The sequence below is a fragment of the Sphingopyxis sp. GW821-FHT10B01 genome (assembly GCF_059415685.1).
Map to the genome: position 1 here is coordinate 769,043 of NZ_JBWKNS010000003.1, position 24,674 is coordinate 793,716.

Below are 24,674 nucleotides of genomic sequence, written 5' to 3' on the forward strand. Positions count from 1 at the left end.
AGGATATGTTGCTGACGAAGCACGTGAGCAGGCCAAATGCCGGATATGTTCCGCTCAATATCTCGCGGGGGCTCCTCCAGGCGCTGTCGGATGCCGGCACTTCCCCCGAGCTCATTGAAGGCCGGCTCAATCTGCCTGTTGCCATTCCCGATATTATGCAAGGCAAGGTGACGAGCCTTTCGCGCAGCAATGCGGCGCGGCTCAACCGGGAGTGCATCTGCGCGCTGGAAGATCATGCCCGTCGCGGATCGCCTGCGCGCCCGATGAGCGTTGAGGAGTTTCAGTTCATGTGCTTCGGGCTTGTGAGCTGCGAAACGCTTCACGAGGCCCTCCTCCGCGCGCAGGCCTTTTTCCGGATGATTGGTGGACGTGCGGGAGAGCTTGACCTGTCGATCGACGACGACATTGCTACGCTCAGCTTCGACATCTGGCGGTCTCCCGACGTGGCCAGCACCTTGTTGATGGACGTGATCGGTTTTCGGGCGCTGCATGATCTGTTCAGCTGGCTGATCGGCAAGCAAATCCAGATCGTCGAGGCAAGCGTGGTGCATCTGCAGCCGGCCCGGCCTGGCCTGCTCAGCGAGCTCTTTCCTTATCCGCTCAAATATGGCGCGGCGCGGAGCAGCCTGCGCTTTCCCGCCTGCCATCTCGACCATGTGATCCTCCGCTCGCGTGAGCAGTTGAGGGATATGCTCAACTTCTTTCCCTTCGATCTCCATGCGCCGGCCACCAATGTGCCGCTGTCCGAGCAGGTCCGCGCGCATTGCCGGTCTGCGCTTCTGCGCTCGGCCGAAATGCCCGACCTCAACGCTCTGACGAGGATCTTCCATCAGAGCAGTGCAACACTGCGCCGGCGGCTCCAGGAAGAAGGTGCCTCGCTCCAGAAGATCAAGCTTGAATGCCGCAACAGCTTGGCAGCCAATTATCTCCTGACCACGAAACTTACGAGCGACGATATCGCCGAGCGCCTCGGCTATAGTTGCAGCAAGACCTTTGTCCTGGCGTTCAAGAAGTGGAGCGGCGCCTCTCCCTCGGCCTATCGCCGGCAGTCGCGCGAGGATGGCGCAGCCGGTTCGCCGGCCTGATCGCCCTCAGCGCGTCTCGATTTCGGCGTCGCGCATCAGTTCGACCCGCGTCCCGTCGGGATCGGTGCAATAGACGCATTCATATGCAACCTTGTCCACGGTGAAGGACGAGCGGGTATGGTCATGATACTCGCCTCCCCATTGCCGGACCAGCGCCGGGAACGCGTCGATGTCATCGACCCTCAAACATATATGGGTGAGCCCCAGCTGATTGATCGGCCGACGCTCCGCTGGCCCGATCGCCCCGGGTTTGATGTATTCCATGAGTTCGATCACCAGACCGCCGAGGCCGAGCACCGCTATATCGAGTTCGACCTCCGGCAGTTCGGCCACGCGGGCAACCTCGTTGCCAACGCGCGTGGCGTACTGCAGGTCAAAGCCAAATGCATTGCGGTAAAAGGCGATCGACCGAGGGAGGTTGGACACGCAAATGCCAAAATGGCGGACCTGGCAGCTGGGACCTGTCGTATTGCTCATGATTTTCATCTTCCCGATTGGAGGAGGCCGGCGGCCGACGCCGCGGGCGCGGAGGTGGGTCAGAAGCCGATGGTCAGATCGGCGCCGAAGCTGCGCGGCTCGCCATAAAGGCTGCCGGCATAGCCAAGCGCGCCGAAATCGACCCCGTGCACCCGATAGGCTTTGTCGGTGAGGTTCTTGCCCCAAACCGCGAGCGTCGTGTCGACACCGCCCAGCTTGAACTCGGACAAGGTGATCCGCCCGTCGAGCAGACCGCGCGCCTTGCCCGCAATCACATCGTTCTTGGGCGTCCCGACGGTGGTCGGGAAGAAGAAGACCTTGCCGCGATAGTTATAATCCAGCCGCAGGGACAGTTTGCCGAAATCGAAAGCCGGCAGGTCATATTGGATCGCGGCGTTCCAGGTGGTCCTGGCCGAATAGGGGAAGACCGCCGTGTCGGCGACGTCGACAATTGTATTGGTCGCCGGATCGAGGATCAGGAACGCCTTGTACTTGCGATCGATATAGCCGAATGCGCCCGACAGGGTCAGCCCCTCAACCGGAACGGCCTGTGCCTCGAGCTCGATGCCGTTGTACCGCGCCTTGCCCGCATTCACCGTCACGCTCGACGCACCGCCGGTGCCCGCCTGGAACTGCTGGATCTGCAAATCCTTGTGCGAGGCATGGAACGCGGTCGCATTGAAGCGCAGGCGTCGGTCGAACAGTTCGGATTTGAGGCCGATATCGTAGGAGGTCAGTTCCTCGGGATCGAATCCGATATTGGTCGAGCGCGCGTTGAACCCGCCTGCCTTGTAGCCGGTAGCGGCGCGCGCATAGAGAAGAACATCGGGGTTGAGTTTATACTCGACCGACGCTGCCCAATTGACCCGATGGAAGCTGGCTTCGAGCGAGCGATTCAGGGGCGACGTCTGATCGAGCGTCTTTTTGTCTTTGGTATAGCGAATGCCGCCGGTGATGCTGAGTGCGTCGGTCAGATGGAAGGTGCCCTGCGCAAAGGCGGCCTTTGACTCCGATTCATGACGATAGATGAGCGGCGCCTGGAGCGGCACGACAAAGGTGGAGATGTCCACGCCGGGCGAAATGGTGACGGGCGCCGGGAAAGGCAGGACGATCGAGAAGAATTGCGGATTGGTTTCCTGGCTCTTCTCCTTGAAGTAATAGAGCCCGGCCACATAGTCGAACCGGTCGCCAAGCTTGCCGAGCAGGTTGAACTCCTGCGTCCATTGGTGCTGGCGGCGGGTGTTGTTCGATGTGAACAGCGCGACGCGCTGGACCCCGAGCGGTGTGAACGGGCCGCCCGCGAACAGGATCGGATCGACCGCAAAGCCCAGAATTCCCGCCTGCCCGTCGAGCTCATCACCGCGATCGCGATTCTGCCAGCGCCTGTAGCCGGTGAGCGACCGCAGCGTCGTGCTGCCGCCCAGATCGACCTCGAGCGTCAACGCATGGCCCCAGACCTTGTCGGTCAGCTTGCCATTGTCGTCCGCCCGCAGCCTGCCAAGCCGGCTGGTCGAGATTTGCCCGCCATTGCCGCCGAGGCTTTGGGAATCCTTCAAAAAGGCGAGGATCAGTGGATCGGCGGCCGCCATCTGAAAGGCCGGCGCGATGCTTTCGCGATGGTTGAAGTCGAAGGAATAGTTAGCGCGAAAGGCACCGCCCTCGTCATAGCGGACCGCCACACGCAACGCATCGATGTTGAGCGCGCCGGGATCGCGGCTACCAGACGATGCCAGATCATCGACATAGCCCTTCTGCTGGCGATGGATGTAGGAGAGTTTGGCGTGCATCCCGCTGTCGCCGAATTCGCCCGTATCAATGGTCGTGCGCGACTGCCACTGATCGAAACTGCCATAAGAGAATTTCTGTTTGACGCCGAACACGTCCGCAGGCTTGGCGGTAATGAAATTGACCGCACCGCCGATCGTGTTGCGCCCGTAGAGCGTGCCCTGCGGGCCACGCAACACCTCAATTCGTTCCAGATCGACCATATCGAAAACCGCACCCGTCGAGCGTCCGAGCACGACGCCATCGACATAGAGGCTGACTGGAGAATCCGATGTCAGCACCGATTCGGAATCGCCGATCCCGCGGATGAATATCTGGGTGTTCGAGCTCGAGGCGGCTGCGGTACTGACGGTCAGGTTGGGCGCGATCGACGTCAGGCTCGATACATCGGTGATTCCGCGGCTCTCGATCATCTCGGCGGTGACCGCGCTGACCGCAAGTGGCGTATCCTGCAGGCTCTCCGAGCGCTTCTGCGCGGTGACGATGATCTCTTCGAGGCCAGCAGTGGCCGGCTCTTCGGCAGGCGGCTGCGCCTGCGCCCACGCGCCGGACGCCGCCACGATCGCCAGCGTCGATGCCAGGCTTCCTGCCATCATTCTGGTCAGTGTCTTCATATTCCCTCCCACAAAGCTTGATGCCGGGGATTGGCCATGTGCTGCTGTACGGCGCTTTGCCTCCTGCCACGCACGTCCCCGGTAGGCCTTTGCCCCCTCCTAGCTTCGTGGTGGCTATGGTCTGAACCTTTGGAGCGCTCAAAAAGCCCCAGCATTTTGCTCATCCAAGCGATGGCACCAAATTTGTTGCGGGGACGCGATGATGTTTGCGGAGATTTCGAGATGGCAAACGAGCAGGAGGTTGCGATGCGAGTCCCGCGCCGCACCGACTTTGACGCGACTATGAGCCGGGTGCGTCCCGAAAATCAAAGGATCGGCGTCAGGACGGCGCAGCCTCCGCTAGCCGCCGCGCTTGAATAGTTTGAAGAATTCATAGGACGGGTCGGCGGAACCAGGCCGTCCCATTCTGGCCCCTTCCAGGAAAGGGTGTTCGAAATCCATAATCGAAGGCGAATGGAAATTCGCCCAGTCGGTGACAACCGCCCGGTGGAGGAACTTCCAGATGCCGTCCCGGCGTTCATATTTGTCGATATAGCGCGCGCCGACCAGCAGGTCCGTCAGCCCTTCGGACACACGGACGCGATGCTGTGAAATGACATAGACTTCGCCTTCCGCATAATCGCCGTCGATCGCAAGGTTGATCGTCGTCACATTGTGGTGGAGGATTTCCATATTGGTCCAAAGCTCGGGCAGCTTGTCGATAAACTCCATTGCGGGCCCTGAGAACATCGCGCCATGCTCGTCGATGGCATCCTCGTGATAGAGCGTGCGCAACTTTTCCGGATCGCGGCGGTCGACGGCACGGCAATAGGCGTTGATCAGCGCGCGTATCTCCTCGCGGTCGAGCAACTCCTGTAGTTGGGGGGCAAGCGGATGAATCATAATTCCTCCAAAAAGCGAGCGGACGGAACGGTCGAGCCAAGAGAACTGCGGCGGCTTCCGGGATACGGGCGGCGGGGCTCGATGACGCGGCTCACCTGCCCATTGTGCCCTCCCATCTGCATCGAGCGATGCCGGCAACCGCCGGGCTTTACGGGAATGCCCGGCTGCCGTGCCGACGCTGGAATTTCCTGGACGGATATTGGCTCGCCCCAGCTTACGGAACCATCCCGGCGCTCAAAAAATGGCAGTGCATCGCTCACCGCGGCGGGTCGATCGCGCAGCGGCGCAGCATGATCCCCACCCTCGCCCACCGGATGCGCGAGCTGGAAGCAGAAGATCGATCGGTGCCGTTGCATCAGACCCATTGGGGCAATCTGCTCTGCGCCGCTCGCCCGATCGATCCCCGAGTTTTTCGGGAGACCGCGCTCGGCGCGGAGGCTTCAGAGCCAAGGCAGTAACACCACGCGCCCCGGCAAGGGATCGTCTTATGGTCCTTTGTGATTATTCTGGCGTGACCTGTTGCGCATCAGGCTTTTTTCATGATCCCCGTCTCTCAACACCAATCATGTTGAGAGAGGACCTTCGATGCTCGAACTATTTCCCGCCGGCGCCGCGCTGGTCTTTGGCGGCAGCGGCGGCATCGGCCAGGGCGTCGCGCTGGAATTTGCGCGCGCCGGGACGCCCGTGGCGATCGGCTATCGCGGCAAGGCAGACGTCGCCGAGCGCGTGGCCGGTGAAATCCGCGCAACGGGCGTGGCAGCGAGCGTGAATCAGGTCGATGTCACCGACCCTGACCAGGTCAGGGCCGCACTCGATGCGGCGGTCGCAGTGCACGGGCGCGTTCACACCATCGTCTGGGCGGCAGGACCTTTCGTCAATCAGCGCCATATCGCCGAAATGTCGAAGGAGGACTGGCGCCGCGCGATCGAGGTCGAGGTGATCGGATTCTTCCATGCTATCCAGGCGACGCTGCCGCATTTTCGCGAAGCGGGCGGCGGCTCCTTCGTGACGCTCGGCTCGGCGGGCCATTTGCGCTGGCCTGACCGTGATGGTCTGTCGGTTGCGCCCAAGGCGGCCAATGAATCGCTCGTCAAAGGCGTCGCGCGCGAGGAAGGCCGCTTTAATATTCGCGCCAACTCGATCCTGGTTGGCGTAATCGAGGCGGGCATGTTCCCGCAGCTCCTCGAGCAGGGCCAGTTCGACCAGGAATGGATCGACGAGACGATGAAGATGCTGGCGATCAAGCGCTGGGGCAAGCCCGAAGAGATCGGCCGCGCAGCCGTGTTCCTCGCGTCCAACAACGCAGCCTATATCACCGGCCAGCAAATCAACGTGTCCGGCGGCTTCGGGATTTAGGAGCGAGCCGGCACCCGGGAACATGTTTCCACGCGCTGTCACCGCTCATTCCGCAATCAGGCGCTACCCGTGGCAGGGCCACGGGGCAGCGGAGAACGGCAGGAAAACGGGCCTCAACTGAAAGGCTATTGACCGATATGAACAATCTTCGTGAACGTGTCACCACCTCGCTCAACGCGGTGCGCGCAGGAAAGCGCGACGAATGGCTGGCACTTTTCGCCGACGATGCGCGGATCGAGGATCCGGTGGGCAAGTCCCCCTTCGATCCCGTCGGCTTGGGGCACAAGGGCCGCGACGCGATCGGACGCTTCTGGGATAACGTAATCTCGCAGAACAAGACCTTCGACTATGCGATCAGCCAGTCGCATGTCTGCGGCAATGAAGTGGCAAGCGTGGCAAAATTTGCGATCACCACGATGAACGATCAGCCATGGGAACTCGACCTCGTCATCATCCACCGCTTCACCGATGCCGGACAGATCCAGTCGATCCGCGGTTTCTGGGAATTTCCGGTTTCAATCTGACAGTTTGCAGCCGCATGGAATGGCGCCCGGTGCGCGGTCCGGTCGATCACGACAGCGCATAGTCGCGGCCATGGCCTGCCGCGACTGTGCGCTTTCGAGGCTATTCGCACGCTTCGGCACCGGTAGGTCCAGTGCAGGAATGCCGCCAGCATTGCCAATTCGGCGAACTCTTCACCGATGACGTCCGTGTCGACCATCGCGGCGGCGACTAAGTAGCGCCTGATTGGCCATGCCGATCTACCGGCGCCGCTCAGCCGCCGCGTCCCCCGACCTGCCAATATGCCCCCTCACGCCGCTTTGCGGTGCTTTGTTCCGGCGCAAACGCGGATGCCCCACCGCCGGGTGACGAGAACATGCTTGAGCATGTGCCGAGACCTTTAGCCCCTGAGGGCCTGGACATACGTCTCGGCCACCCGGTCATTCGTGGCCTTCTCCAAGCAAGAGCATCTCGCATCGCAGCATCCGCAAGCGAGATTGTCGGACAATCTTGCAAAAACTCATTGACACAAATTTCTTTGTCGGACAATCATTGGATAATGGCGGAATGAATCACGAAAAATATCGATTCCCGCGATATTTTGTCCGACATAATCATGGAGATGGCCTTGGATCTCGATTTATCTCGCCTCGTGGACCTCGAATCCGGGCTCGTGGATCGCCGGATATTTTCGGACAGGGACATTTACGATCTCGAGATGGAGCGCATCTTTCGGCGTACCTGGCTGGTTCTCGGCCACCTCAGCGAAATCCCGAATAAAAATGACTTCTTTACCAGCTGGATGGGCGCGGACCCGGTAATTGTCGCGCGCGCATCGGAAGGCGAAGAGGGCGCCGAGGGCGTCAAAGTGATGCTCAACATGTGCCGCCATCGCGGCGGCACCGTCTGTCGCGTGGATCGAGGAAACTCCAAGATTTTCCTGTGCCCCTATCATGGATGGTCGTACAATACTGATGGTTCGCTCAAGGTCGTACCCGAACTCGACACCAACTACCGCAATGGCATCAACACGGCCGACTGGGGGCTTCTCGAGGCGCCGAAGGTCGCGACCTACAAGGGGCTGATCTTCGCCAGCTGGAATCCCGACGTGGAGCCGCTCGAGACGTTTCTCGGCGACGCGCGCTTCTATCTGGATTGTTTGCTCGACAGGGTCGAGGGAGGCACCGAGTTAATCGGTGGCATGCGCCGTTGGGTAATTCCGACAAACTGGAAACATGCAGCGGAAAACTTCGTGGGAGACAGCTATCACGCGGCGGTGACGCACACGTCGATCATGCGCGTTCCGGGTCTCGAAGGCGCAGGGGGTCGGGTCAAGGAAGTCACGGGATTTCAGGCAGCCCTGCAGAATGGGCACGGTGTCGGCATGTGGATGGCGTCGCCGGAAAATGCTCGCGGCGGCTACGGTCATCTGGCGGAAATCGACACTTACCTGCATTCGATCGAAAGTCAGCTCATCGCGAAACTGGGCGAGTTGCGCGCGACCAGACTGACGCCGGTCCACGCCACCATATTCCCGAACTTCTCGATCGAGTTTCCGTTCGCCAGTTTGCATATCTGGCACCCACGCGGCCCTCTCAAGACGGAAGTCCGCGACCTGACAATCGTCGACAAGGCCATGCCGGACGAGTTCAAGGAGAAGCTTCGGCGACACTGCATGCTGCGCCAGGGCCCGGCCGGCACCTGGGAGCAGGACGACATGGATAACTGGTCGCAAACGACCTATTCCGCGCTCAGCCCCACGGCTCGGGGCTTGATGGCCAATTATCAGATGGGAATAGGGCACGAATTCACGCGCCCTGGCATTCCCGGCCGACTGGATAACAAGAGTTCCGATATCAACCAGCGCAACATGTATGCGCGCTGGGCTGAACTGATGGCAATGCCGTCACCGCCGCCCCCTGAAGTGCCGGCCGCCTGCAGGCCGAAGGGCATGGAGCGGGCCCGATGAGCATCTCCGATCGCATGCAGTGCACGTTCGAGGCTCAGCAATTCCTCCATTCCGAAGCGCGCTTGCTTGATCAGCGCGAATATGGCGCATGGCTGGATCTGTTGACCGACGATATCCATTACTGGGCGCCGGCGGTCGAATCGCGCGAAGCGAAGCACCGCACCGGAAACTATGTCGCCAGTCCTGACGAAACGGCATATTTTGACGATACGCGCGCCACTCTGGGCATGCGCGTCGCGCGGCTCAAATTTCCAGGCGCCTGGGCCGAAGTGCCCCCGTCACGCATGTCGAGACTGATCGGGAATGTCGAGGTGCTCGGCGACGAGATCGACGGCGAAATTGCGGTCCGATCGGTCTTCTATCTCTTTCGCTCCCGGCTGGAGGCGGAGGAAGACACGTATCACGGCGTGCGCGACGACGTCCTTCGACGCCAGGAGGGAGTGCTCAAGCTGGCGAAACGCAAAATCGTGCTTTCGCAATCGGTGCTCACGGCTCGCAGCATCACGACATTCTTCTGAAAACCCGGCTGCGCCCGGTCGCGTAGCCAGCCCGGATGACCCGGCGCAAAACAAAGTGAGGGGAGAGGCACATGACGAAGACAGCAACCCGGTTTGCGATCAGCGGCTTGACGATGGCATGGGCGCTTTGTGTCGCAGCCGGTCCAGCGATTGCCCAGTCGGAGGCGGGCAGCGACGGCGCGGTCTCGAACGAGAGCGCGGGGGTCGGAGACATCATCGTCACGGCGCAGCGGCGCGAGCAGAACCTCCAAAAAGTGCCGATCGCGGTGACAGCCATGGAAGGGCAAGCGCTGCAGGAAATGGGCATCACCCGTTCGATCGACATCGTGCGCCTTACCCCCGGCGTCTCGATATCCTCGAGTTCGGCCGGCGAAAGCGCGCAATATACCATGCGCGGCGTGACGCAGAATGACTATGCCGAAATCGCCGAGGGGCCGATCGCGGTCTATGTCGACGACAGCTACATTCCCAACCTGCAAGGCGCCAATTTCGGGTTCTATGACATGGAGCGTGTCGAGGTGCTCAAGGGACCGCAGGGTATCCTTTTCGGTCGCAACGCGACCGGTGGCCTCGTGCACTATATCGTCAAAAAGCCGACCGACGATTTCGAGGGCTATGGTGACGCATCCTATGGCAGCCATAAATCGGTCCGGCTCGAAAGCGCGCTTTCGGGGCCGCTCGGCGATACCCTTTCGGCCCGCGCGTCGTTCCTGTTCGACCGCAACGGGAATTTCTGGAACAATGTCTACCCGGAAGGCCTGCCCGACGGCTTCGATCCCGGCACGCCTCCTGCCGAATGCTGCAGCGATCTAGGGCAAAAGCGTCAAATATCCGGCCGGCTTCAGCTTCAATGGGAGCCCAACGCGGATCTCAAGATGCGCCTGATGGGTTCAATCAATCGCCAGAAGAACAGTTCGGGCGCCTACGGCCAGATCGGAAGCCGGCAGGTACTCGATGGTCAAGGCCGGGTGATCGATGCCGTTTTCGCTCCGACCGACGCCTTCGGCTTTGTCGCTGCGAATATCAAGGACCGCGATATTTCGGTCGACCTGGCCAGGAAGAATTCCAACTTCAGCTATAGCGACGATGTCAATTTCCATGTCGATTACGATCTGGGCGGCATCAATCTCGCATCGATAACCAGCTACCGGAAATTCCGGAAGAGTTTGGTCTTCGATGCCGATGCTTCGCCTATCAATTTCGTGAATTTCGGCAGCAAGGGCAAGGCGACCAACTGGTCGCAGGAAGTGCGACTGCAGGGTGAGACGGACAGCCTGAACTGGAGCACGGGCATTTTCCTGCTCGACATCGACTCGCACTTCAACGTCGGTCTTCTGGGGCCCGCGGACTCACTCTATGCCGGATTGTTCGGAGCCAGCGATACCGGCATCGACACCGTCAATGATGCGCAGCTGCGCAGCAAGTCAGCATCGCTGTTTGGCCAGTTCGAATATGAATTTGTCCCGACCCTGAAGCTGATTGCAGGATTGAGGGTCATCTACGAGCATCAGAAATTCAAATATTCGGCGGCCGCGTACGCCGACAAGGATCCCTATGATGTAACGACCGATCCGGACTATTTCCTCTTCGATTTCGGCGCGGATTTCAATGACACCCGGGGTAGCACATTATGGTCGGGCCAGCTCAAGCTGGTGTGGGATCCCAATCCGGATACGATGATCTACGCCGGCGTCAATCGCGGCGTCAAAGGTGGCAACTACAATGTCCTGCTTGCCGGCAACACCATTGACACGGCATCGACCCCCTATGGTTCCGAGACGCTGATCGCCTACGAAGTGGGTACCAAGTTGACGTTCTGGGACGGCAAGGCGCGGTTCAACGGCGCGGTCTATTATTATGATTACAAGGATTATCAGGCGTATAGTTCGCGCGGACTGACAACATTTGTTCTCAACAAGCCGGCCCGCAATTTCGGTATCGAGGGCAGCCTTACCCTCAAACCGGTACCCGAGCTGACGATCGATCTTTCAGGCTCGCTCATGAAGGCCAAGGTCCGGAATATCTCGGTTTCGGCCGGCCTGCCCGAGCAGTCGGTCGATACGCCGTTCGCACCGAAGAAGCAGGCCTCTGCCGTGATAAGTTACACGGTTCCGGCTGCTATCGCGGGCGGCGATCTAACGCTGTCCGGCAATTATTATTACTCTGGTGGATTCTTTACCAACAATCAGAATTTCACGGATCAATATATTCCATCCTACTCGCTTGTGGGCGCCAGCATCCGCTGGGAAGATGTCAGCCGGAAGTGGAATATCACGCTCACCGGGAACAATATCTTCGACAAGCGCTACGGGACGACGCTTATCGATCTCACGTCGGTCTGCGGATGCACCGAAGCCTCCTACGGCACGCCGCGCTGGCTGACAGCCGGCATCGGCTACAAATTCTGAACCCGCCTGGCCTCCTGCCGGACTTGCGACGCCGCACGTCCGGCAGGCAGCGCTTCCTGCGAAATGCGTACAGAAAGGATCGTCATGGCCGCCTTCGAACGCTACATCGAAAAGGGCTCGGGCCCGGCGGTGATCTTCAATCATGGAACGTTGATGGACGCGACGATGTTCGCGCCCCAGATCGACTATCTTGCTGATCGCGGATACCGCGTCATTTCGATGAATAGCCGCGCCCTCCTCGAGGAAAGCCCGGCGGCCCACACGCTGGACGATCTTGCCGACGATACCGCGAAACTTGCCGACGACCTGGGCATCGACAAGTTTGTTCCGGCCGGCATGTCGGTCGGCGCCTTTTCCACGATCAACTTCGCCCTGAACTATCCGCACCGGTGCGATGCCGTGATTTTCATCGATACGGTAGCGGTCGATTACCCCGACGAGGAGAGGCAAGCCCTCCGCGCGAAGTTCGATGAGCTGCAGATGGATGGTCCGGTCCCGCGCGAGATCGCAGAATGGTCGGCGCCGTTCTGCTTCGGGCAGACCAGCTGCAAGAACAACGGGCAGCTGGTGCAATATTGGATCGATCGGTGGGCAACGCTGATTCCCGCCCGAGCGGTCTGGAGCCAGAGCACGAGCTGGACGCACAAGGCCGACTACACCGATCGCCTCAAGGAGATCAAAGTCCCCGTGCTCATGATCCACGGCGAGGAAGATCTGCCCTTGCCGATCGAGCGCGTGCTTTCGATGGTTCAGGAAATACCCGACCTTACGCTCCACAAGTTCGCCGGCGTCGGACACACCGCGAACCTCGAGGCACCCGAACTCGCCAATCGAGCGATCGGCAACTTTCTCGATCGCGTCTACGACCGGGGACCAGGATCATGACGGATCTTTTCGATATCAGGGACAATGTCATTCTCGTCACCGGGGGCGGTGCCGGGATCGGCAAGGGCATCGTGATGGGCCTTGCCGCGGTGGGCGCCAGAGTTGTGGCCTGGGACATCGATGCGGCCGCCCTCGCCGAGACCGCGCGGGAAGCCGGCGATGCAGGATATGCGGTGTCCACCGCCTCCGTCGACGTGACCGACGCCGGTGTGGTCACAAATGCCATGCAGCAAATCGCCTCGGAACACGGTCGGCTCGATGCCGTGTTCGTCAATGCGGGGATTGCCGGCAAAGCGGGCCCTGCGGTCGACATGCCTTTGACAAACTGGAAGCTGGTGCATGCGGTCAATCTTGACGGCGCATTCTACACCGCGCAGGCGGCTGCGGCGATCATGAAGGATGCCGGTCGAGGCAAAATCGTCTTTACCGCGTCGGTGTGGGGACTCCGCGGCGCGCGCGGCGCCCAGGTCGCGGCCTATATGTCGTCCAAGGGTGCTATCATCAGTCTGACGCGCCAGCTCGCACTGGAACTCGGCCCGCACGGTATCTGCGTCAATGCAATTGCACCGTCGGGATTTGCCACGACGCTCGGCGCCGGCGAACTGCCCCCCGACTTCGGTGAATGGCTCACCAACAAATCCGCGTCGCGTCGTCTTGTTGAACCAGCCGAAATGGCAGGGCCGGCGCAATTCCTGGCGTCTCGGGCATCTGATTGGGTGACCGGCACGACCTTGCCGGTCGATGGCGGATATTTGGCGGAGTAACGCAATGGCAGTGCATTTTTCTGGACAGGTCGTACTCGTCACCGGTGCCGGTCGTGGCCTCGGGCGAGCCTATGCTCTCGAATTTGCACGGGGTGGGGCACGGGTTGTCGTCAATGACGCCGACCTGGATCTGGAAGGCAACGCAACCGGGGGGGGTGCGGCGCCGGCCGAGGAGGTGGCGGCACAGATCAACGAAGCGGGTGGGCAAGCTATCGCCCATTCGGGCAATGTCGCGGAACCGGACGATGCCAGGGCGATGGTCGAGGCGGCGGTGGAACGCTGGGGGCGTATCGACATTGTCGTCAACAACGCAGGACAAATGCGCAAGCTCGCATTCTCGGAGACCAGCGCCGAGGACATGATCTCGCATTTCACGGTACATGTGCTCGGAAGCTTCCTTGTCAGCCGGGCGGCCTGGCCGCACATGGTGGCGCAAGGGTCGGGCCGCATCGTTCTGACAACCAGCCAGGTGGGAATGTACGGCCAACTCGATGCGGCCGCCTACGGCGCTGCCAAAATGGGTGTGATGGGGCTTCTCCAGGCCATGAAGCTGGAAGCCGCGCAGCATGGAATCCGGGTCAACGCCATTGCCCCCTTTGCGCTGACCCGTATGGGTGAGGGAACATTTTCCGAAGCCATGCGCCCGTTTATCGAACCGGCGCTCGTCGCCCCCGCGGTCGCCTGGCTGGCGAGCGACGCCTGCGACTGGAATGGCGAAGTGCTGGTCGCCGGCGGCGGTCATTTCGCGCGTGCGAGACCATTCGAAAGCCGTGGTGTCGATTTCGACGATCCGGCAGCACTGACGGCCGAAGCGCTGGACGAGGCGATGCCCCGTATTTCCGATATGACCGATGCCTTGATGCCCGGCGACGCGCTGTCGGCGGTCGGCGCGACATTCGACCGGCTGGGGGCGTTGGCAGGCCTGGTTCGATGACAGCACACAAGCGAGACGATGGCGGTTCGCGCGCCGGAGAGGTGAACCGAGGCGCGAGCGCTGCGGTCACGAGGCAATTCCCAGGATCGGAGACATGATGAAACTCAAGGAAGGCAAAGCCAGCGCCCATTTTACGACCGGGCCCAACTACGATATCGCGCTCGCGCCCCGCGCGCCGGGTATAAAATGTCTGACCGATCGAGCCATCCCGATGGCGGATGGCACCGATCTGTCGGCGAACATCTACCTGCCCGAGAACCAGGATGGCGTGCCCGTTCCCGCGATTGTCGCAATGACGATTTATCGCAAGGAAGAACATAAGAAGCATTATGACGTATTCGAGCCAATCGCGAATACCCATCTCGGGATCATGCGCTTCAGCGAGGATGCCACGTTCGAAGGGCCTGACCCGGCGCATTGGGTGCCGCACGGCTATGCCGTGGTGCACGTCGATGCGCGCGGGTTCGGCAAGTCGCCTGGGATTGCCAAACCCTTCTCGATCCCGGCGTTCCGGGACTTCTATGACATCATCGAATGGGTCGGGGCGCAGCCGTGGTGCAATGGCCGGGTGGCAACGTCCGGAGTTTCCTATCTCGGCACGAGCCAGTATTTTCTCGCCGCGATGCGCCCGCCCTCTCTGGTCGCCATCAACCCCTGGGATGCCCGGACCGACAGGTTTCGCTCGGACTATCTCGGCGGCATCCCCAACACCTATATGTCGCGCTGGATCTTCGAGAATTTCACGATCCCGTCGCTCAACGATGCATCGGGCGCCGAGGGGATGCGGGCGTTCACCGACATCGCCGGTGCGCCGCGTCTCATTGACGATCCCTATCACGCCGAGAAGCTGGATTTGCTGGCGATGCTTCCGCAAGTCGAAGTTCCCACGCTGGTCGGCGGCTCGATTTCCGATCAGGGGAAACACAGCCGCGACGCGTTCGAGAATTTCATGACGATCAGTAGCGCGGAAAAATGGCTCTACATTCATCGCGATCCGGAATGGGCGGCCTATTACGACGAAAGCGGGCTCGCCATTCAACGGCGCTTCTTCGATCATTTCGTCAAGGGAATCGATAACGGCTGGGATCAAACCCCTCGCGTTTTCGGCAAATGCTTTTCAAGCCTCAATCGCTGGGTCCCGGTCGAAGGGCCGTCATGGCCCCTGCCCCAAGCCGTTCAGCACCGCCTTTATCTAACGGACAATGAGGCATTGTCGCAGGCGGAGCCCGGCGCCGGCGGAACTCGATCATATGATAGCGAAAACGGCCGCGCCTGCTTTACCTACAAGTTCGATCGCCCTGTTGCACTCGTCGGCCACAGCCATTTGCGGCTCTGGCTATCGATCGACGAAGGGGACGACGCGGACCTTTTCGTCGCGCTGAAGAAGTTCGACGCTGAAGGAAACGAAGTCTATTTTCTCGGCGAAAGTGGCAACAATCCCAACGATGTCGTGTCGCGCGGCTGGTTGAGGGCATCCCATCGCGAACTGTCCGAGGCCAGCACCGATTTCCGGCCTGTGCTCAAGCATATGCGGATCCAGCCGCTCGAGCCCGGCGTGCCGGTGGAGTGCACGGTCGAGATCCACCCGACTTCCACGCGCTTCGAAGCGGGCGAAACGCTGATGCTGGTGATCCAGGGAAAATCGGTTCCTCCCTCGGATGTCGCCATCGGCTTCGCGGAGATCGTCAATCGGGGAATCCACACCATCCATTTCGGCCCGGAAACTCCCGCTTGGCTCAGCCTCCCGGCGATCGAAGGCTAGAGAAGCGATCCCGCATGATCTTCCGGGCCGCCGTCAGGAGGCGATATCGGGTCAAAGGCGATGGTCGAAGCCGGCAGGCGCTTGTCGGCGAACAGGCTTCGGCCAACCCCGAACCGAGCGCAAGATCGCAGACCGCAGGCGCACGGGGCGCGATCGGAATGTCTCGTCCCGATGAGCCGGCAGCCAAACCGCCGGCGGAGCCACATTGGCCGACACGATCGACGGGAATTCCGGGTCGGGCCTCGCTTCTCGCCCTGCAAGCGCATTCACGCTGCCGTGCGCTGCCCTGCCCGCAAGCCGGCGCGGCGATTACATCCAGATGAGCGCGAAGGGGCTGCGCTTCGGCGGAGGAAGCTCAGCCCTCGAAAAACGGGACGAGCATAGCGGCCAGTGCCTCGGCCGCCTCAAGCGGAGCGAGATGCGCGGCGGCAACTTCGGCATGGCTTGCGCCGGGAATGCGCGCGAGAAGATGTTCGCCATGACCTTCGAGCGGCGTCGAGGTATCGCGGGCAGCCGTAACGACCAGCGTCGGCACCTCGATCGCCGCAATGCGCCCGGAAAGATCCATGTCGCGGATTGCGGCGCCGCAACCGGCGTAACCATCGGGATCCATGGCGACGAGCTGGCGCCGCACCGTCTCGTAAAGCGCCGGGTTCTCGTCGCGCATGCACGGCGAAAGGAAGCGGCCCATGGCAAGATCGGCGATGGCTTCCATACCCCCTGCCCGCACCCTGGCGATGCGCTCGTCCCATGATGCCGCGTCCATCGTCGCCGACGTGCAGATCAATCCCAATCTTTCAAGCCTCTCGGGTCGCGCCAGCGCCAGTTCCATACCGATCATGCCGCCGAGCGATACGCCCGCGAGCGAAAAGCGTCCGATTTCGGCGTCCTGCGCTACGGCCAGAACGTCGCGCGCAAGCAGGTCCATGGAAAAGTCGCCTGGCTCGGCAGCGGACGCGCCGTGACCGCGGGTGTCGATTCTCAGCAGCGCAAAGTGCGCACGCAGAAGCGGCAGCACAGGATCCCACAGGTCCATATCGGTGCCGATGGAATTGAGCAGGATGAGGGGCCTCGCCCCGTCACGGCCTTCGAGTTTCCAGTAGATCCTTGCGCCTGGTACGGTGGTGAAGGCCATCAGCCTGTTTCTTCCAGCAAAGATACAAATGGTGCGCCGGTCTTCACCTTCACCTCGTCGAGCCTGACATCCGTGGCCAGCTCCAACAGTGTCAGACCGCCAGCCACGCGATCGACCGTGAACACGGCAAGGTCCGTGATGATCATGTCGACCACGCCTTTGCCTGTGAGCGGCAGGCTGCACTGCGGCAGGATCTTCGAAGCGCCGTCTTTGGAAACATGATCCATCACCACGATCACGCGCTTTACGCCCGCGACGAGGTCCATCGCTCCGCCCATGCCCTTCACCATTTTTCCCGGGATCGTCCAGTTGGCAAGGTCACCATCGGCGGAAACTTCCATCGCTCCGAGCACCGCCATGTCGATATGCCCGCCGCGTATCATCGCAAAGCTGTCGGCGCTCGAAAAGAAGCTCGACGTCGGCAGTGCGGTAATCGTCTGTTTTCCGGCATTTATCAGATCGGGATCGACCTCCTCTTCATAAGGAAACGGGCCGATGCCGAGCATGCCGTTTTCGCTCTGCAGCGTAACCTTGATGCCGGGTGGCACATGGTTCGCCACCAGGGTCGGAATGCCGATCCCGAGGTTGACATAATAGCCGTCACGCAGCTCCCTGGCTGCGCGGGCGGCCATCTCGTCGCGGGTCCAGGGCATCTCAGACGGCCTCCCTTTCGCGGACGGTGCGCTTCTCGATGCGCTTTTCGTTGATGGTCGAAAGTACGACGCGATCGACATATATCCCCGGGGTGTGGATACAGTCCGGGTCGAAGGTTCCCGCGGGCACGATCTCTTCGACCTCGACCACGGTAACCTTGCTCGCGGTGGCCATGTTGGGATTGAAATTTCGCGCCGTTTTGCGAAACATGAGATTGCCTTCTTCGTCGGCGCGCCATGCCTTGATAATCGCCAGATCGGCGCGCAGCCAGGTCTCGCGCACATATTCGTCGCCTTCGAACATATCGACAGGCTTGCCTTCGGCAACGACCGTGCCGACCCCGGTTTTGGTGTAGAAGGCCGGAATACCGGCGCCGCCCGCCCGAATGCGCTCGGCCAGCGTCCCTTGCGGGTTGAGTTCGAGTTCCAGTTCGCCCGCGAGATACTGGTGTTCGAAGAGTTTGTTTTCGCCGACATAGGACGAGATCATCTTTCGGATCTGTCGGCTTTCGAGCAGCATCCACAACCCGAAGCCGTCCGCGCCCGCGTTGTTTGAAATCACCGTCAGGCCCTTCGCGCCATTCGCGCGGATTTCAGGGATCAGGCTTTCGGGATTACCCGATAGCCCGAACCCGCCCGACATGATCGTCATACCGTCGAACAACAGGCCTTCCAGCGCGCCCCGAGGGCTCTCAAATATCTTCGACATGGCGTGTCTCCCGCTATCCTAGGGCCGGGCCGTTTCGGATTGCGGGCTTGCTTCAGCGCGCACGCGCGAGGAAAACTGCTGGTCACTCTCGCCGGCGGCACGCTGCAACTGAAAGTCGAACTGGATATAGGCGCTGTCACCCTGACGGCTGGGTACCGGCAGCAGGCCTTCGCGGGTTCCGAAGGCGAAGTCGTCGGCCGCGAACGGATCGTCGCCGAAGTTGATCTGCGTCGTAAGTGTACGATAGCCCGGCGCTTCGATGAAGAAGTGGACATGGGCCGGGCGATTGCCGTGGCGACCGAGCGCCTGCATGAGCCGATCGGTCGAGCCGCCCGGGGGCACGCTATACCCATGCGGCATTTTCGAGTGAAATGAATAGCGCCCGTCCGGACCGATCTTGATCCGCGCTCGATTATTGAACGGGGTTTGCTCGCCGGTAGGATCGAAGTGGGAGTACCAGCCCTTCGAATTCGCGTGCCACACATGAAGAATGGCATCCTCGACAAGCTCACCCTCCGGACCGGTGATCACGCCGGCCATATGAAGCGTATCCGTGTCGTCGGAATCCTTCGTCAAATTGACATTGCCATCCTGCAGCGGCGCTCCGGCCACGTAGAGCGGGCCTTCGATGGTGCGCGGTGTACCGCCGCCGATTCCGGCCTCGGCGTCCTTGGCATCCATGTAGAGGTCCATGAAATGCTCGATGCCGACCCCCGGCACGATCAGGCCGATTTCGGCCGAAGCGTCCGAAAGATACTTCATCGCGAGCCAGAATTCGCTTTCCGCAATGTCGTGTTTGACGATCAGCTCCATCGTCGACTCGCAGATGTCTCGCACGAGCGTTTTGAGACGAGGATTGCCCCCGCTCTCGGTCAGGCCCGAGGCTCGATCCAGCAACTGCTGGATCGCGGGGGTCTTTACGAAGTCGATGTCCATCTAGCTTCTCCCGTTGGCGTCGCTGGTCGTCAGGGCGATCAGCGATCGTCGTCGTGAATCGAGGAAGGATGCCGACAGAGCGGCGTGATCTTCATTGTCATGAAGGGGTAAAGCGGCAGCCCGGTGAGCGTGTCGTGAAGTGCCGCGTTACTCTCGACATCGAAGATCGAGATATTCGAATAAAGTCCGACCTTGCGCCAGATGTGGCGCCAGATGCCGTCTCCCTGCAGTTTCTGGAAATATGCCCTTTCGGCAGCCTTGATCCGCTCGGCTTCGCCTGCGTCAAAGTCCGTTGGTATGTTGACGTCCATTTCAACCATGAACAACATCGTTCAGGCTCCTGTCTTGACCGGGTGAAGGGTCGGAGTGCTCCGGTCGCGCCGGAAAAATGCGATCTTGTCCTCATCGAGAGCGACCCCCAGCCCCGGGCCATCGGGGACCTTGAGCGAATAGTCGCTATAGGCGAGCGGCTCGGTAAGAATTTCATCGACCTGGAGCAGCGGGCCGAACAACTCCGTCCCCCAGACAAGCTCGGGAACCGTCGCAAAAACATGGGCGGATGCGGCTGTGCCCACTCCGCCTTCCAGCATGGTGCCGCCGTAGAGGCCGATCCCTGCAGCGGTGCCGATCGCGCCGACCTGCGCGGCCGCGAACAGCCCGCCAGACTGCGCGATTTTTAGCGCAAAGACGCCTGCGGCGCCTGCCGCCGCGACGCGCAGCGCATGACGCGGGCCGCGCAACGCCTCGTCCGCCATCATCGGGACTTTCTGCGAGGCGGCAAGGCGCGCCATCGCGGCAATATCGTCTCCGGCAATCGGCTGCTCCACCAGGTCGCATCCGACATCGTGGAGCATCGCCATGCCGAGCGCCGCCTCAGCCTCGCTCCAGTTCTGGTTGACATCGACACGCACGCTGGCGCGGTCGCCGAGCGACTTGCAGATCGCGCCGACATGGGCAACGTCGGCCCGCACGTCGCGCTTGCCAATCTTGAGCTTGAAAATGCGGTGGCGGCGCTTCTCCAGCATCTCCTCGCCTTCTTCGATATCGCGCGCGGTCTCGCCACTTGCGAGGGTCCAGGCGACCGGCAATGTGTCGCGCCGACGTCCTCCATCGATCAATTCGGATACCGGCACGCCGAGGCGCTTGCCCGCCATGTCGAGCAATGCTGTCTCGACGGCACATTTGGCAAAATGGTTGCCGCGCACACCTTGGGCGATTTTCGCCATCGTTGCCCCAACCCTGCCGATATCGCAGGTCCTGAGAATGGGAGCGATGTATGAATCGATCGCGGATTTGATGCTCTCTGGGCTTTCCTCGCCGTAGCTGAGACCGCCGATGGTCGTGCCTTCTCCAACCCCTTCGACGCCGCACGCATCGGTCAGTCGAACGATGACCATGGCCTGCGATTGCATCGTCGCCATCGCCAGAACATGCGGGCGGATGGTCGGCACATCGACGATAAAGGTATCGATGCGATCAAGCGTCACCATCTCCTTAGCCCCTCCCACTCTCGAGCATTGGAGATGGTTTACTGGCTATGGCGCTTTCTCGTCCAAGACATTTATGGCAAGATAATCATACTCCAGGAGTATGAATGATGGACCTTCGGTTGTTGAGATACTTCGTCACCGTTGCGACCGAACGCAACTTCGGGCGCGCTGCCGAGAGGCTGAACATCTCTCAGCCACCGCTGTCCAGAGCGATACAGCAACTGGAAGATCAAGTCGGAATTCAATTGATCGACCGGAGCGAACGACCGCTTAAGCTCACCCCGGTCGGGTGCTTGCTGTTCGAGCAAGCGGTGCAAATGCTGGCTCGAATGGACGAACTGAACGGGATGATCCGAAACGCCGCCACCAGTGACAAGCGGCGGTTCGTGATCGGATATGTCGCATCCACGATCTACGCTCGATTGCCCGAACTGATCCGCGAGTTTCGCCGGAAAGCCCCCAATGTCGAACTGGTCTTGAGCGAGAACACAACATTGGACCAGATTGCCGCATTGAAGGAGGGGCGCATCGATATAGGCTTCGGGAGAATCCGTTTCGAAGATCCTGCAATCACGAGGGTGGTTCTTCATGAAGAGAAGTTGATCGTCGCGGTTCCCGCGCACCACATATTGGCCAACGGCGACGGACCACTCTCGCTCGGTGAAGTCGCCGAATACCCTCAGATCCTTTATCCGCGTTCACCAAGGCCGAGCTACGCTGATCAGGTGATTTCGATTTTCAGGGATCATGGGATTGAACCAAGAATTGCGCACGAAGCTCGGGAATTGCAAATTGCGGTCGGCCTGGTCGCGGCCGAGGAAGGTTTGGCAATTGTTCCCGAGTCTGTACGGCGCGCACGTAGCCACGACATCCACTTCCGCGATCTGGTTGAAGCGCCCACGTCCCCGATCATCCTGAGTTGCCGGACCGGTGACCATTCGCAGGAACTCGAAATCATGAAACGGGTGATTGCAGTAAGCTACAGGGCGTGGGGTTACCCTGTCCCCGCTCTCCCCGTCAGAGACCCCGATGATGAAAATCATGTGAAAGAAATTTTTTGAGAAGATGCCAGGCAGATGGTTGGCCCGCTCCGCCGGAGCGAGAGACGATCAATCCGTCGCTACAAGCCGGGCGGCTATGCCTTTTTGATGCATGGGGCTGTTCAGCCTGCTCGCCCCCATCGAGCGGCCAGCTTTGCCGGCAAGCAAGGCCTTCATGAAACAGATTCAGGGAACCGGATCACAAGGGCCCGTTCAGATTTTGAGAAGAATTTTGCCGGCATTCCCGTTCGCGCTCATCCGGGCGTGGGCCGCCTCGATCTCTTCGAGCGGATAGACGCTGTCAATCACCGCCCTCACCTTGCCCGCCGCTATCCACGGCCACACGCGGGATTCCACTTGCCCGGCGAGCCGTGCCTTCTCCGCAACCGGACGAGCGCGGATGGTCGATCCCGTTAAAACAAGATGTTTGTGCACGAGCGGCGCCAGATCCAGTTCGATCCTGGAGCCATTCAGATAAGCGATATTGACTATTCGAGCGCCGTGCCTGGCAAGGTTGACGTTCTTCTGCACGTAATCGCCGCCGACCATGTCCAGCACCACGTCGGCCCCGCCCGCTTCCTTCAACACGGCTTCGAAATCTTCTTCACGGTAATTGATGGCACGCGCGCCCAAGTCGCTGACGAGTTTGCATTTTTCCAAATTGCCGGCGGTGGCGAAAACTCGGGCGCCATAGGTGACGCCCATCTGAATCCCGATCACGCCAATACCGCTGGCGCCGCCATGGATCAGCAGCGTCTCGCCCGGCCTCAGCGCGCCCGCTTCAAACAGGTTGGCGAATATGGTGAAGGTGGCCTCGACTATCGCGCCGGCTTGTTCGAGGCTGACGCCGGCGGGAATGGGTAGCACGGAGCCTGCGGGTACGTTGACATATTCGGCGTAGCCGCCGCCCGCAAGGAGGGCGCAGACCTGATCGCCCGCCCTCCAGCGGGTCACGCCTTCACCAACGCTGTCGACAACGCCGGACACTTCCAGCCCCATGATCGGCGTGGCTCCGGCCGGCACCGGGTACAGACCGCGCCGTTGCAAAAGATCGGCGCGATTAATTCCGGCATAAGCGACGCGGATCAAGACCTCTCCCGGGCCGGCAACGGGTCGCGCGGTGGGCTGGACCGTGATGGATTCATCGCCGGCTATCACGACGGCTCGCATGAATTCATTCCCATTCATACCGGGCATCGTCAGCGGCCGATCTGCGGTGACATGCCAGCGCTCGGCCGCGGCACATGGTGTCTGAACGCCAGCAGAGCAACGAGCACAACCAGGAGAATGGTGCCGATCAAGCCGAAATAGGCGAGCCCCCCGGATGAGATGAGCCATGCCCCGACGGCGGAACTGGCAATACCGCCGATCCTGCCGATCGCCAGCGCAGATCCGACGCCGGTCGCTCTCGTGTGATCGGGATATAGATGCGTGGCCATTGCGAAAAGAAGCGGCTGGAGCCCCGCGACAAAAAAGCCAAGTACGAACAAGCCTCCCAGGAGCAATTCAGGGCGCATCGTCCCGATGGCCCCAGCGGTTGCCAGCGATGCGGCAATACCAACCACGGCGTAAGCTGACGTCACCCAGCGCGTTCCCAGTCGCAGTATAGCAAAAGCTCCAACCATGGCTCCAACGATGCCGCCTACATTGAATGTCGCCAGCCCGTTGCCCCCAAACCCAATTGTGTACCCCTCACGGGTGAGCAATGCCGGGAGCCAGTTAAACACGCAGTAGCACGCCATCAATACGCCGGAAAACAACGACCAGATGATGAGAGTATCCAGCCACAGATCGCGCGTAAACAGAACGCGATACCCCGTCTTGTTGGCCTTTGATCTATTCCCGCCCGCATATGCCGGAGATTCGGGTAGCGCGAACGTCAGCACAGCAGCCAGGGCCAAAGGCAGACAGCCACCGATCACAAACAGGGCATGCCAGCTGAAGGCAGCAATCAGCGGCCCGGCAATCACTCCGGCCAGAACGCCGCCCAGAGGAATACAGATCATTCCCAATGTGACCGCGGAGCCGCTGCGCTTGGGCGAACTAAATTCCGCAAGCAAAGCGACCGCGTTGGGCATAGTGGTACCCAAGCCCACGGAAGCGATCATTCTGACGGCGAACAAACCGGCTATATCCGTCACGAAAACCGTCGCCAATGTTCCGAGGCCGAACAACGTCAAACCGCCTATCAGGCAATAACGCCGACCGATCCGATCACCGAGAAAGCCAGCGATCGCGCTGCTGATGCTCATCACGATGAGTCCGCCCGCGACCACTGGAACGAAACTTGCCGCTGGAACGCCGAAATCCTTGATCAGAGCCGGCATCGCGACGCCGATCATCTGAAGGTCAAATCCATCGAGTACGACCGCGAGGCTGACCAACAACAACGCCCGAATATTTCCGGCCGTCAGATCTTCGGCTCTCAAGTTTGAATTCGACATTTTCACCTGCTGTCATTGTAGCTTGCATGGTCGGCGACAACCGGGACGCCGAATGTCGAGCCCCGGGTTGCGCGCCACATCGTTCGGGGCTCACGAACCAGATGCCGCGGCCGAAATACATTGGTGCTGGCAAGCTCGCTCCCGCGGCCGAGAACCAGCCACGTCCGACGGAAGAGTCGCCCCTCTGCGCGTCGCAGATTTCTCGATCCGAAAATATCCAGCGGCAGGCACCTACATTCTCGACCAGCCCGACCGGGATGACCGGGATGACCGGGATGACCGGGATGACCGGGATGACCGGGATGACCGGGATGACCGGGATGACCG

Annotated in this window: 24 protein-coding genes; 13 read left to right on the forward strand and 11 right to left on the reverse strand. The window is 60.8% G+C overall.

Annotation, left to right across the window (positions count from 1 at the left end; all coding sequences use genetic code 11):
• Positions 1-5: 5 nt before the first annotated feature.
• Positions 6-1,085, forward strand: coding sequence for an AraC family transcriptional regulator (locus tag AC07NV_RS12495; protein WP_495166670.1), 1,080 nt, complete (start codon positions 6-8; stop codon positions 1,083-1,085).
• 6 nt (positions 1,086-1,091) lie between these two features.
• Here AC07NV_RS12495 and AC07NV_RS12500 read toward each other — a convergent pair whose 3' ends face one another.
• The 3 genes from AC07NV_RS12500 to AC07NV_RS12510 all read right to left on the reverse strand — a co-directional run bounded on the left by AC07NV_RS12500 (position 1,092) and on the right by AC07NV_RS12510 (position 4,843).
• The gene (locus AC07NV_RS12500) at positions 1,092-1,571 is read right to left on the reverse strand and encodes a VOC family protein (RefSeq protein ID WP_495166671.1); all 480 of its coding nucleotides are present in this window, start codon (positions 1,569-1,571) and stop codon (positions 1,092-1,094) included.
• Positions 1,572-1,621: 50 nt separating this feature from the next.
• Positions 1,622-3,961: a TonB-dependent receptor gene (locus AC07NV_RS12505; RefSeq protein ID WP_495166672.1), complete on the reverse strand. Its 2,340-nt coding sequence runs from the start codon at positions 3,959-3,961 to the stop codon at positions 1,622-1,624.
• A 339-nt stretch (positions 3,962-4,300) separates the two neighbouring features.
• Positions 4,301-4,843: a nuclear transport factor 2 family protein gene (locus AC07NV_RS12510; RefSeq protein WP_495166673.1), complete on the reverse strand. Its 543-nt coding sequence runs from the start codon at positions 4,841-4,843 to the stop codon at positions 4,301-4,303.
• Positions 4,844-4,971: 128 nt separating this feature from the next.
• Between AC07NV_RS12510 and AC07NV_RS12515 the strand changes: the two genes are divergently transcribed.
• The 10 genes from AC07NV_RS12515 (at position 4,972) to AC07NV_RS12560 (ending at position 15,940) form a co-directional block, all read left to right on the forward strand.
• Positions 4,972-5,301 carry a hypothetical protein gene (locus AC07NV_RS12515; protein ID WP_495166674.1) on the forward strand — a complete coding sequence of 110 codons (330 nt, stop codon included), beginning with the start codon at positions 4,972-4,974 and terminating at the stop codon, positions 5,299-5,301.
• A gap of 127 nt (positions 5,302-5,428) precedes the next feature.
• Positions 5,429-6,199: an SDR family NAD(P)-dependent oxidoreductase gene (locus AC07NV_RS12520; RefSeq protein WP_495166675.1), complete on the forward strand. Its 771-nt coding sequence runs from the start codon at positions 5,429-5,431 to the stop codon at positions 6,197-6,199.
• Positions 6,200-6,336: 137 nt separating this feature from the next.
• Positions 6,337-6,723: a nuclear transport factor 2 family protein gene (locus AC07NV_RS12525; RefSeq protein WP_495166676.1), complete on the forward strand. Its 387-nt coding sequence runs from the start codon at positions 6,337-6,339 to the stop codon at positions 6,721-6,723.
• 578 nt (positions 6,724-7,301) lie between these two features.
• The gene (locus tag AC07NV_RS12530; RefSeq protein WP_495166677.1) at positions 7,302-8,669 is read left to right on the forward strand and encodes an aromatic ring-hydroxylating oxygenase subunit alpha; all 1,368 of its coding nucleotides are present in this window, start codon (positions 7,302-7,304) and stop codon (positions 8,667-8,669) included.
• Positions 8,666-9,187: a 3-phenylpropionate/cinnamic acid dioxygenase subunit beta gene (locus AC07NV_RS12535; RefSeq protein WP_495166678.1), complete on the forward strand. Its 522-nt coding sequence runs from the start codon at positions 8,666-8,668 to the stop codon at positions 9,185-9,187. Before AC07NV_RS12530 ends, AC07NV_RS12535 begins: the two co-directional genes overlap by 4 nt.
• Positions 9,188-9,258: 71 nt before the next feature.
• Positions 9,259-11,595 (forward strand): TonB-dependent receptor, encoded by a 2,337-nt coding sequence (locus tag AC07NV_RS12540; RefSeq protein ID WP_495166679.1) that lies wholly within the window; start codon positions 9,259-9,261, stop codon positions 11,593-11,595.
• 84 nt (positions 11,596-11,679) lie between these two features.
• The gene (locus tag AC07NV_RS12545; protein ID WP_495166680.1) at positions 11,680-12,480 is read left to right on the forward strand and encodes an alpha/beta fold hydrolase; all 801 of its coding nucleotides are present in this window, start codon (positions 11,680-11,682) and stop codon (positions 12,478-12,480) included.
• A complete protein-coding gene (locus AC07NV_RS12550) occupies positions 12,477-13,244 on the forward strand; it encodes an SDR family NAD(P)-dependent oxidoreductase (RefSeq protein WP_495166681.1) in 768 nt (255 codons plus the stop codon). Before AC07NV_RS12545 ends, AC07NV_RS12550 begins: the two co-directional genes overlap by 4 nt.
• Positions 13,222-14,178, forward strand: a complete 957-nt coding sequence (locus AC07NV_RS12555; RefSeq protein ID WP_495166682.1) for an SDR family NAD(P)-dependent oxidoreductase — start codon at positions 13,222-13,224, stop codon at positions 14,176-14,178. Before AC07NV_RS12550 ends, AC07NV_RS12555 begins: the two co-directional genes overlap by 23 nt.
• A 94-nt stretch (positions 14,179-14,272) precedes the next feature.
• Positions 14,273-15,940 carry a CocE/NonD family hydrolase gene (locus AC07NV_RS12560; RefSeq protein WP_495166683.1) on the forward strand — a complete coding sequence of 556 codons (1,668 nt, stop codon included), beginning with the start codon at positions 14,273-14,275 and terminating at the stop codon, positions 15,938-15,940.
• A gap of 355 nt (positions 15,941-16,295) precedes the next feature.
• Here AC07NV_RS12560 and pcaD read toward each other — a convergent pair whose 3' ends face one another.
• The 6 genes from pcaD to AC07NV_RS12590 are packed head-to-tail and all read right to left on the reverse strand — an operon-like array spanning position 16,296 to position 20,863.
• Positions 16,296-17,075, reverse strand: a complete 780-nt coding sequence (gene pcaD / locus AC07NV_RS12565) for a 3-oxoadipate enol-lactonase (protein WP_495166684.1) — start codon at positions 17,073-17,075, stop codon at positions 16,296-16,298.
• Positions 17,075-17,728, reverse strand: coding sequence for a 3-oxoacid CoA-transferase subunit B (locus AC07NV_RS12570; RefSeq protein WP_495166685.1), 654 nt, complete (start codon positions 17,726-17,728; stop codon positions 17,075-17,077). The genes pcaD and AC07NV_RS12570 overlap by 1 nt, the downstream gene beginning before the upstream one ends.
• Before the next feature lies 1 nt (position 17,729).
• Complete coding sequence (locus AC07NV_RS12575) at positions 17,730-18,437, reverse strand: CoA transferase subunit A (RefSeq protein WP_495166686.1); 708 nt, start codon at positions 18,435-18,437, stop codon at positions 17,730-17,732.
• Between the two features lie 18 nt (positions 18,438-18,455).
• A complete protein-coding gene (locus tag AC07NV_RS12580; protein WP_495166687.1) occupies positions 18,456-19,373 on the reverse strand; it encodes a dioxygenase family protein in 918 nt (305 codons plus the stop codon).
• A 38-nt stretch (positions 19,374-19,411) separates the two neighbouring features.
• Complete coding sequence (gene catC, locus AC07NV_RS12585; RefSeq protein ID WP_495166688.1) at positions 19,412-19,702, reverse strand: muconolactone Delta-isomerase; 291 nt, start codon at positions 19,700-19,702, stop codon at positions 19,412-19,414.
• A 3-nt stretch (positions 19,703-19,705) separates the two neighbouring features.
• Entirely contained in the window at positions 19,706-20,863 is a 1,158-nt protein-coding gene (locus tag AC07NV_RS12590; RefSeq protein ID WP_495166689.1) for a muconate/chloromuconate family cycloisomerase, read from the reverse strand.
• Between the two features lie 107 nt (positions 20,864-20,970).
• On the opposite strand from AC07NV_RS12590, the gene AC07NV_RS12595 reads away from it, so the two are divergent.
• Positions 20,971-21,924, forward strand: a complete 954-nt coding sequence (locus AC07NV_RS12595; protein ID WP_495166716.1) for a LysR substrate-binding domain-containing protein — start codon at positions 20,971-20,973, stop codon at positions 21,922-21,924.
• Positions 21,925-22,116: 192 nt separating this feature from the next.
• Here AC07NV_RS12595 and AC07NV_RS12600 read toward each other — a convergent pair whose 3' ends face one another.
• Together AC07NV_RS12600 and AC07NV_RS12605 are read right to left on the reverse strand one after the other, a co-directional pair.
• Complete coding sequence (locus AC07NV_RS12600) at positions 22,117-23,073, reverse strand: NAD(P)H-quinone oxidoreductase (RefSeq protein ID WP_495166690.1); 957 nt, start codon at positions 23,071-23,073, stop codon at positions 22,117-22,119.
• A gap of 29 nt (positions 23,074-23,102) precedes the next feature.
• The gene (locus AC07NV_RS12605; protein ID WP_495166691.1) at positions 23,103-24,347 is read right to left on the reverse strand and encodes an MFS transporter; all 1,245 of its coding nucleotides are present in this window, start codon (positions 24,345-24,347) and stop codon (positions 23,103-23,105) included.
• 26 nt (positions 24,348-24,373) lie between these two features.
• On the opposite strand from AC07NV_RS12605, the gene AC07NV_RS12610 reads away from it, so the two are divergent.
• The coding region (locus tag AC07NV_RS12610) for a hypothetical protein (protein WP_495166692.1) at positions 24,374-24,674 on the forward strand (301 nt) is incomplete at its 3' end.

Bases quoted from the DNA above. Each gene is read 5' to 3' on its own strand.
- AC07NV_RS12570 (WP_495166685.1), bottom strand. From the start codon at position 17,728: ATGCCCTGGACCCGCGACGAGATGGCCGCCCGCGCAGCCAGGGAGCTG.
- AC07NV_RS12555 (WP_495166682.1), top strand. From the start codon at position 13,222: ATGGCGGATATTTGGCGGAGTAACGCAATGGCAGTGCATTTTTCTGGA.
- AC07NV_RS12575 (WP_495166686.1), bottom strand. From the start codon at position 18,437: ATGTCGAAGATATTTGAGAGCCCTCGGGGCGCGCTGGAAGGCCTGTTG.
- AC07NV_RS12560 (WP_495166683.1), top strand. From the start codon at position 14,273: ATGATGAAACTCAAGGAAGGCAAAGCCAGCGCCCATTTTACGACCGGG.
- pcaD (WP_495166684.1), bottom strand. From the start codon at position 17,075: ATGGCCTTCACCACCGTACCAGGCGCAAGGATCTACTGGAAACTCGAA.
- AC07NV_RS12525 (WP_495166676.1), top strand. From the start codon at position 6,337: ATGAACAATCTTCGTGAACGTGTCACCACCTCGCTCAACGCGGTGCGC.
- AC07NV_RS12535 (WP_495166678.1), top strand. From the start codon at position 8,666: ATGAGCATCTCCGATCGCATGCAGTGCACGTTCGAGGCTCAGCAATTC.
- AC07NV_RS12515 (WP_495166674.1), top strand. From the start codon at position 4,972: ATGCCGGCAACCGCCGGGCTTTACGGGAATGCCCGGCTGCCGTGCCGA.
- catC (WP_495166688.1), bottom strand. From the start codon at position 19,702: ATGTTGTTCATGGTTGAAATGGACGTCAACATACCAACGGACTTTGAC.
- AC07NV_RS12495 (WP_495166670.1), top strand. From the start codon at position 6: ATGTTGCTGACGAAGCACGTGAGCAGGCCAAATGCCGGATATGTTCCG.
- AC07NV_RS12580 (WP_495166687.1), bottom strand. From the start codon at position 19,373: ATGGACATCGACTTCGTAAAGACCCCCGCGATCCAGCAGTTGCTGGAT.
- AC07NV_RS12590 (WP_495166689.1), bottom strand. From the start codon at position 20,863: ATGGTGACGCTTGATCGCATCGATACCTTTATCGTCGATGTGCCGACC.
- AC07NV_RS12540 (WP_495166679.1), top strand. From the start codon at position 9,259: ATGACGAAGACAGCAACCCGGTTTGCGATCAGCGGCTTGACGATGGCA.
- AC07NV_RS12545 (WP_495166680.1), top strand. From the start codon at position 11,680: ATGGCCGCCTTCGAACGCTACATCGAAAAGGGCTCGGGCCCGGCGGTG.
- AC07NV_RS12510 (WP_495166673.1), bottom strand. From the start codon at position 4,843: ATGATTCATCCGCTTGCCCCCCAACTACAGGAGTTGCTCGACCGCGAG.
- AC07NV_RS12595 (WP_495166716.1), top strand. From the start codon at position 20,971: ATGGACCTTCGGTTGTTGAGATACTTCGTCACCGTTGCGACCGAACGC.
- AC07NV_RS12605 (WP_495166691.1), bottom strand. From the start codon at position 24,347: ATGTCGAATTCAAACTTGAGAGCCGAAGATCTGACGGCCGGAAATATT.
- AC07NV_RS12505 (WP_495166672.1), bottom strand. From the start codon at position 3,961: ATGAAGACACTGACCAGAATGATGGCAGGAAGCCTGGCATCGACGCTG.
- AC07NV_RS12520 (WP_495166675.1), top strand. From the start codon at position 5,429: ATGCTCGAACTATTTCCCGCCGGCGCCGCGCTGGTCTTTGGCGGCAGC.
- AC07NV_RS12600 (WP_495166690.1), bottom strand. From the start codon at position 23,073: ATGCGAGCCGTCGTGATAGCCGGCGATGAATCCATCACGGTCCAGCCC.
- AC07NV_RS12550 (WP_495166681.1), top strand. From the start codon at position 12,477: ATGACGGATCTTTTCGATATCAGGGACAATGTCATTCTCGTCACCGGG.
- AC07NV_RS12500 (WP_495166671.1), bottom strand. From the start codon at position 1,571: ATGAAAATCATGAGCAATACGACAGGTCCCAGCTGCCAGGTCCGCCAT.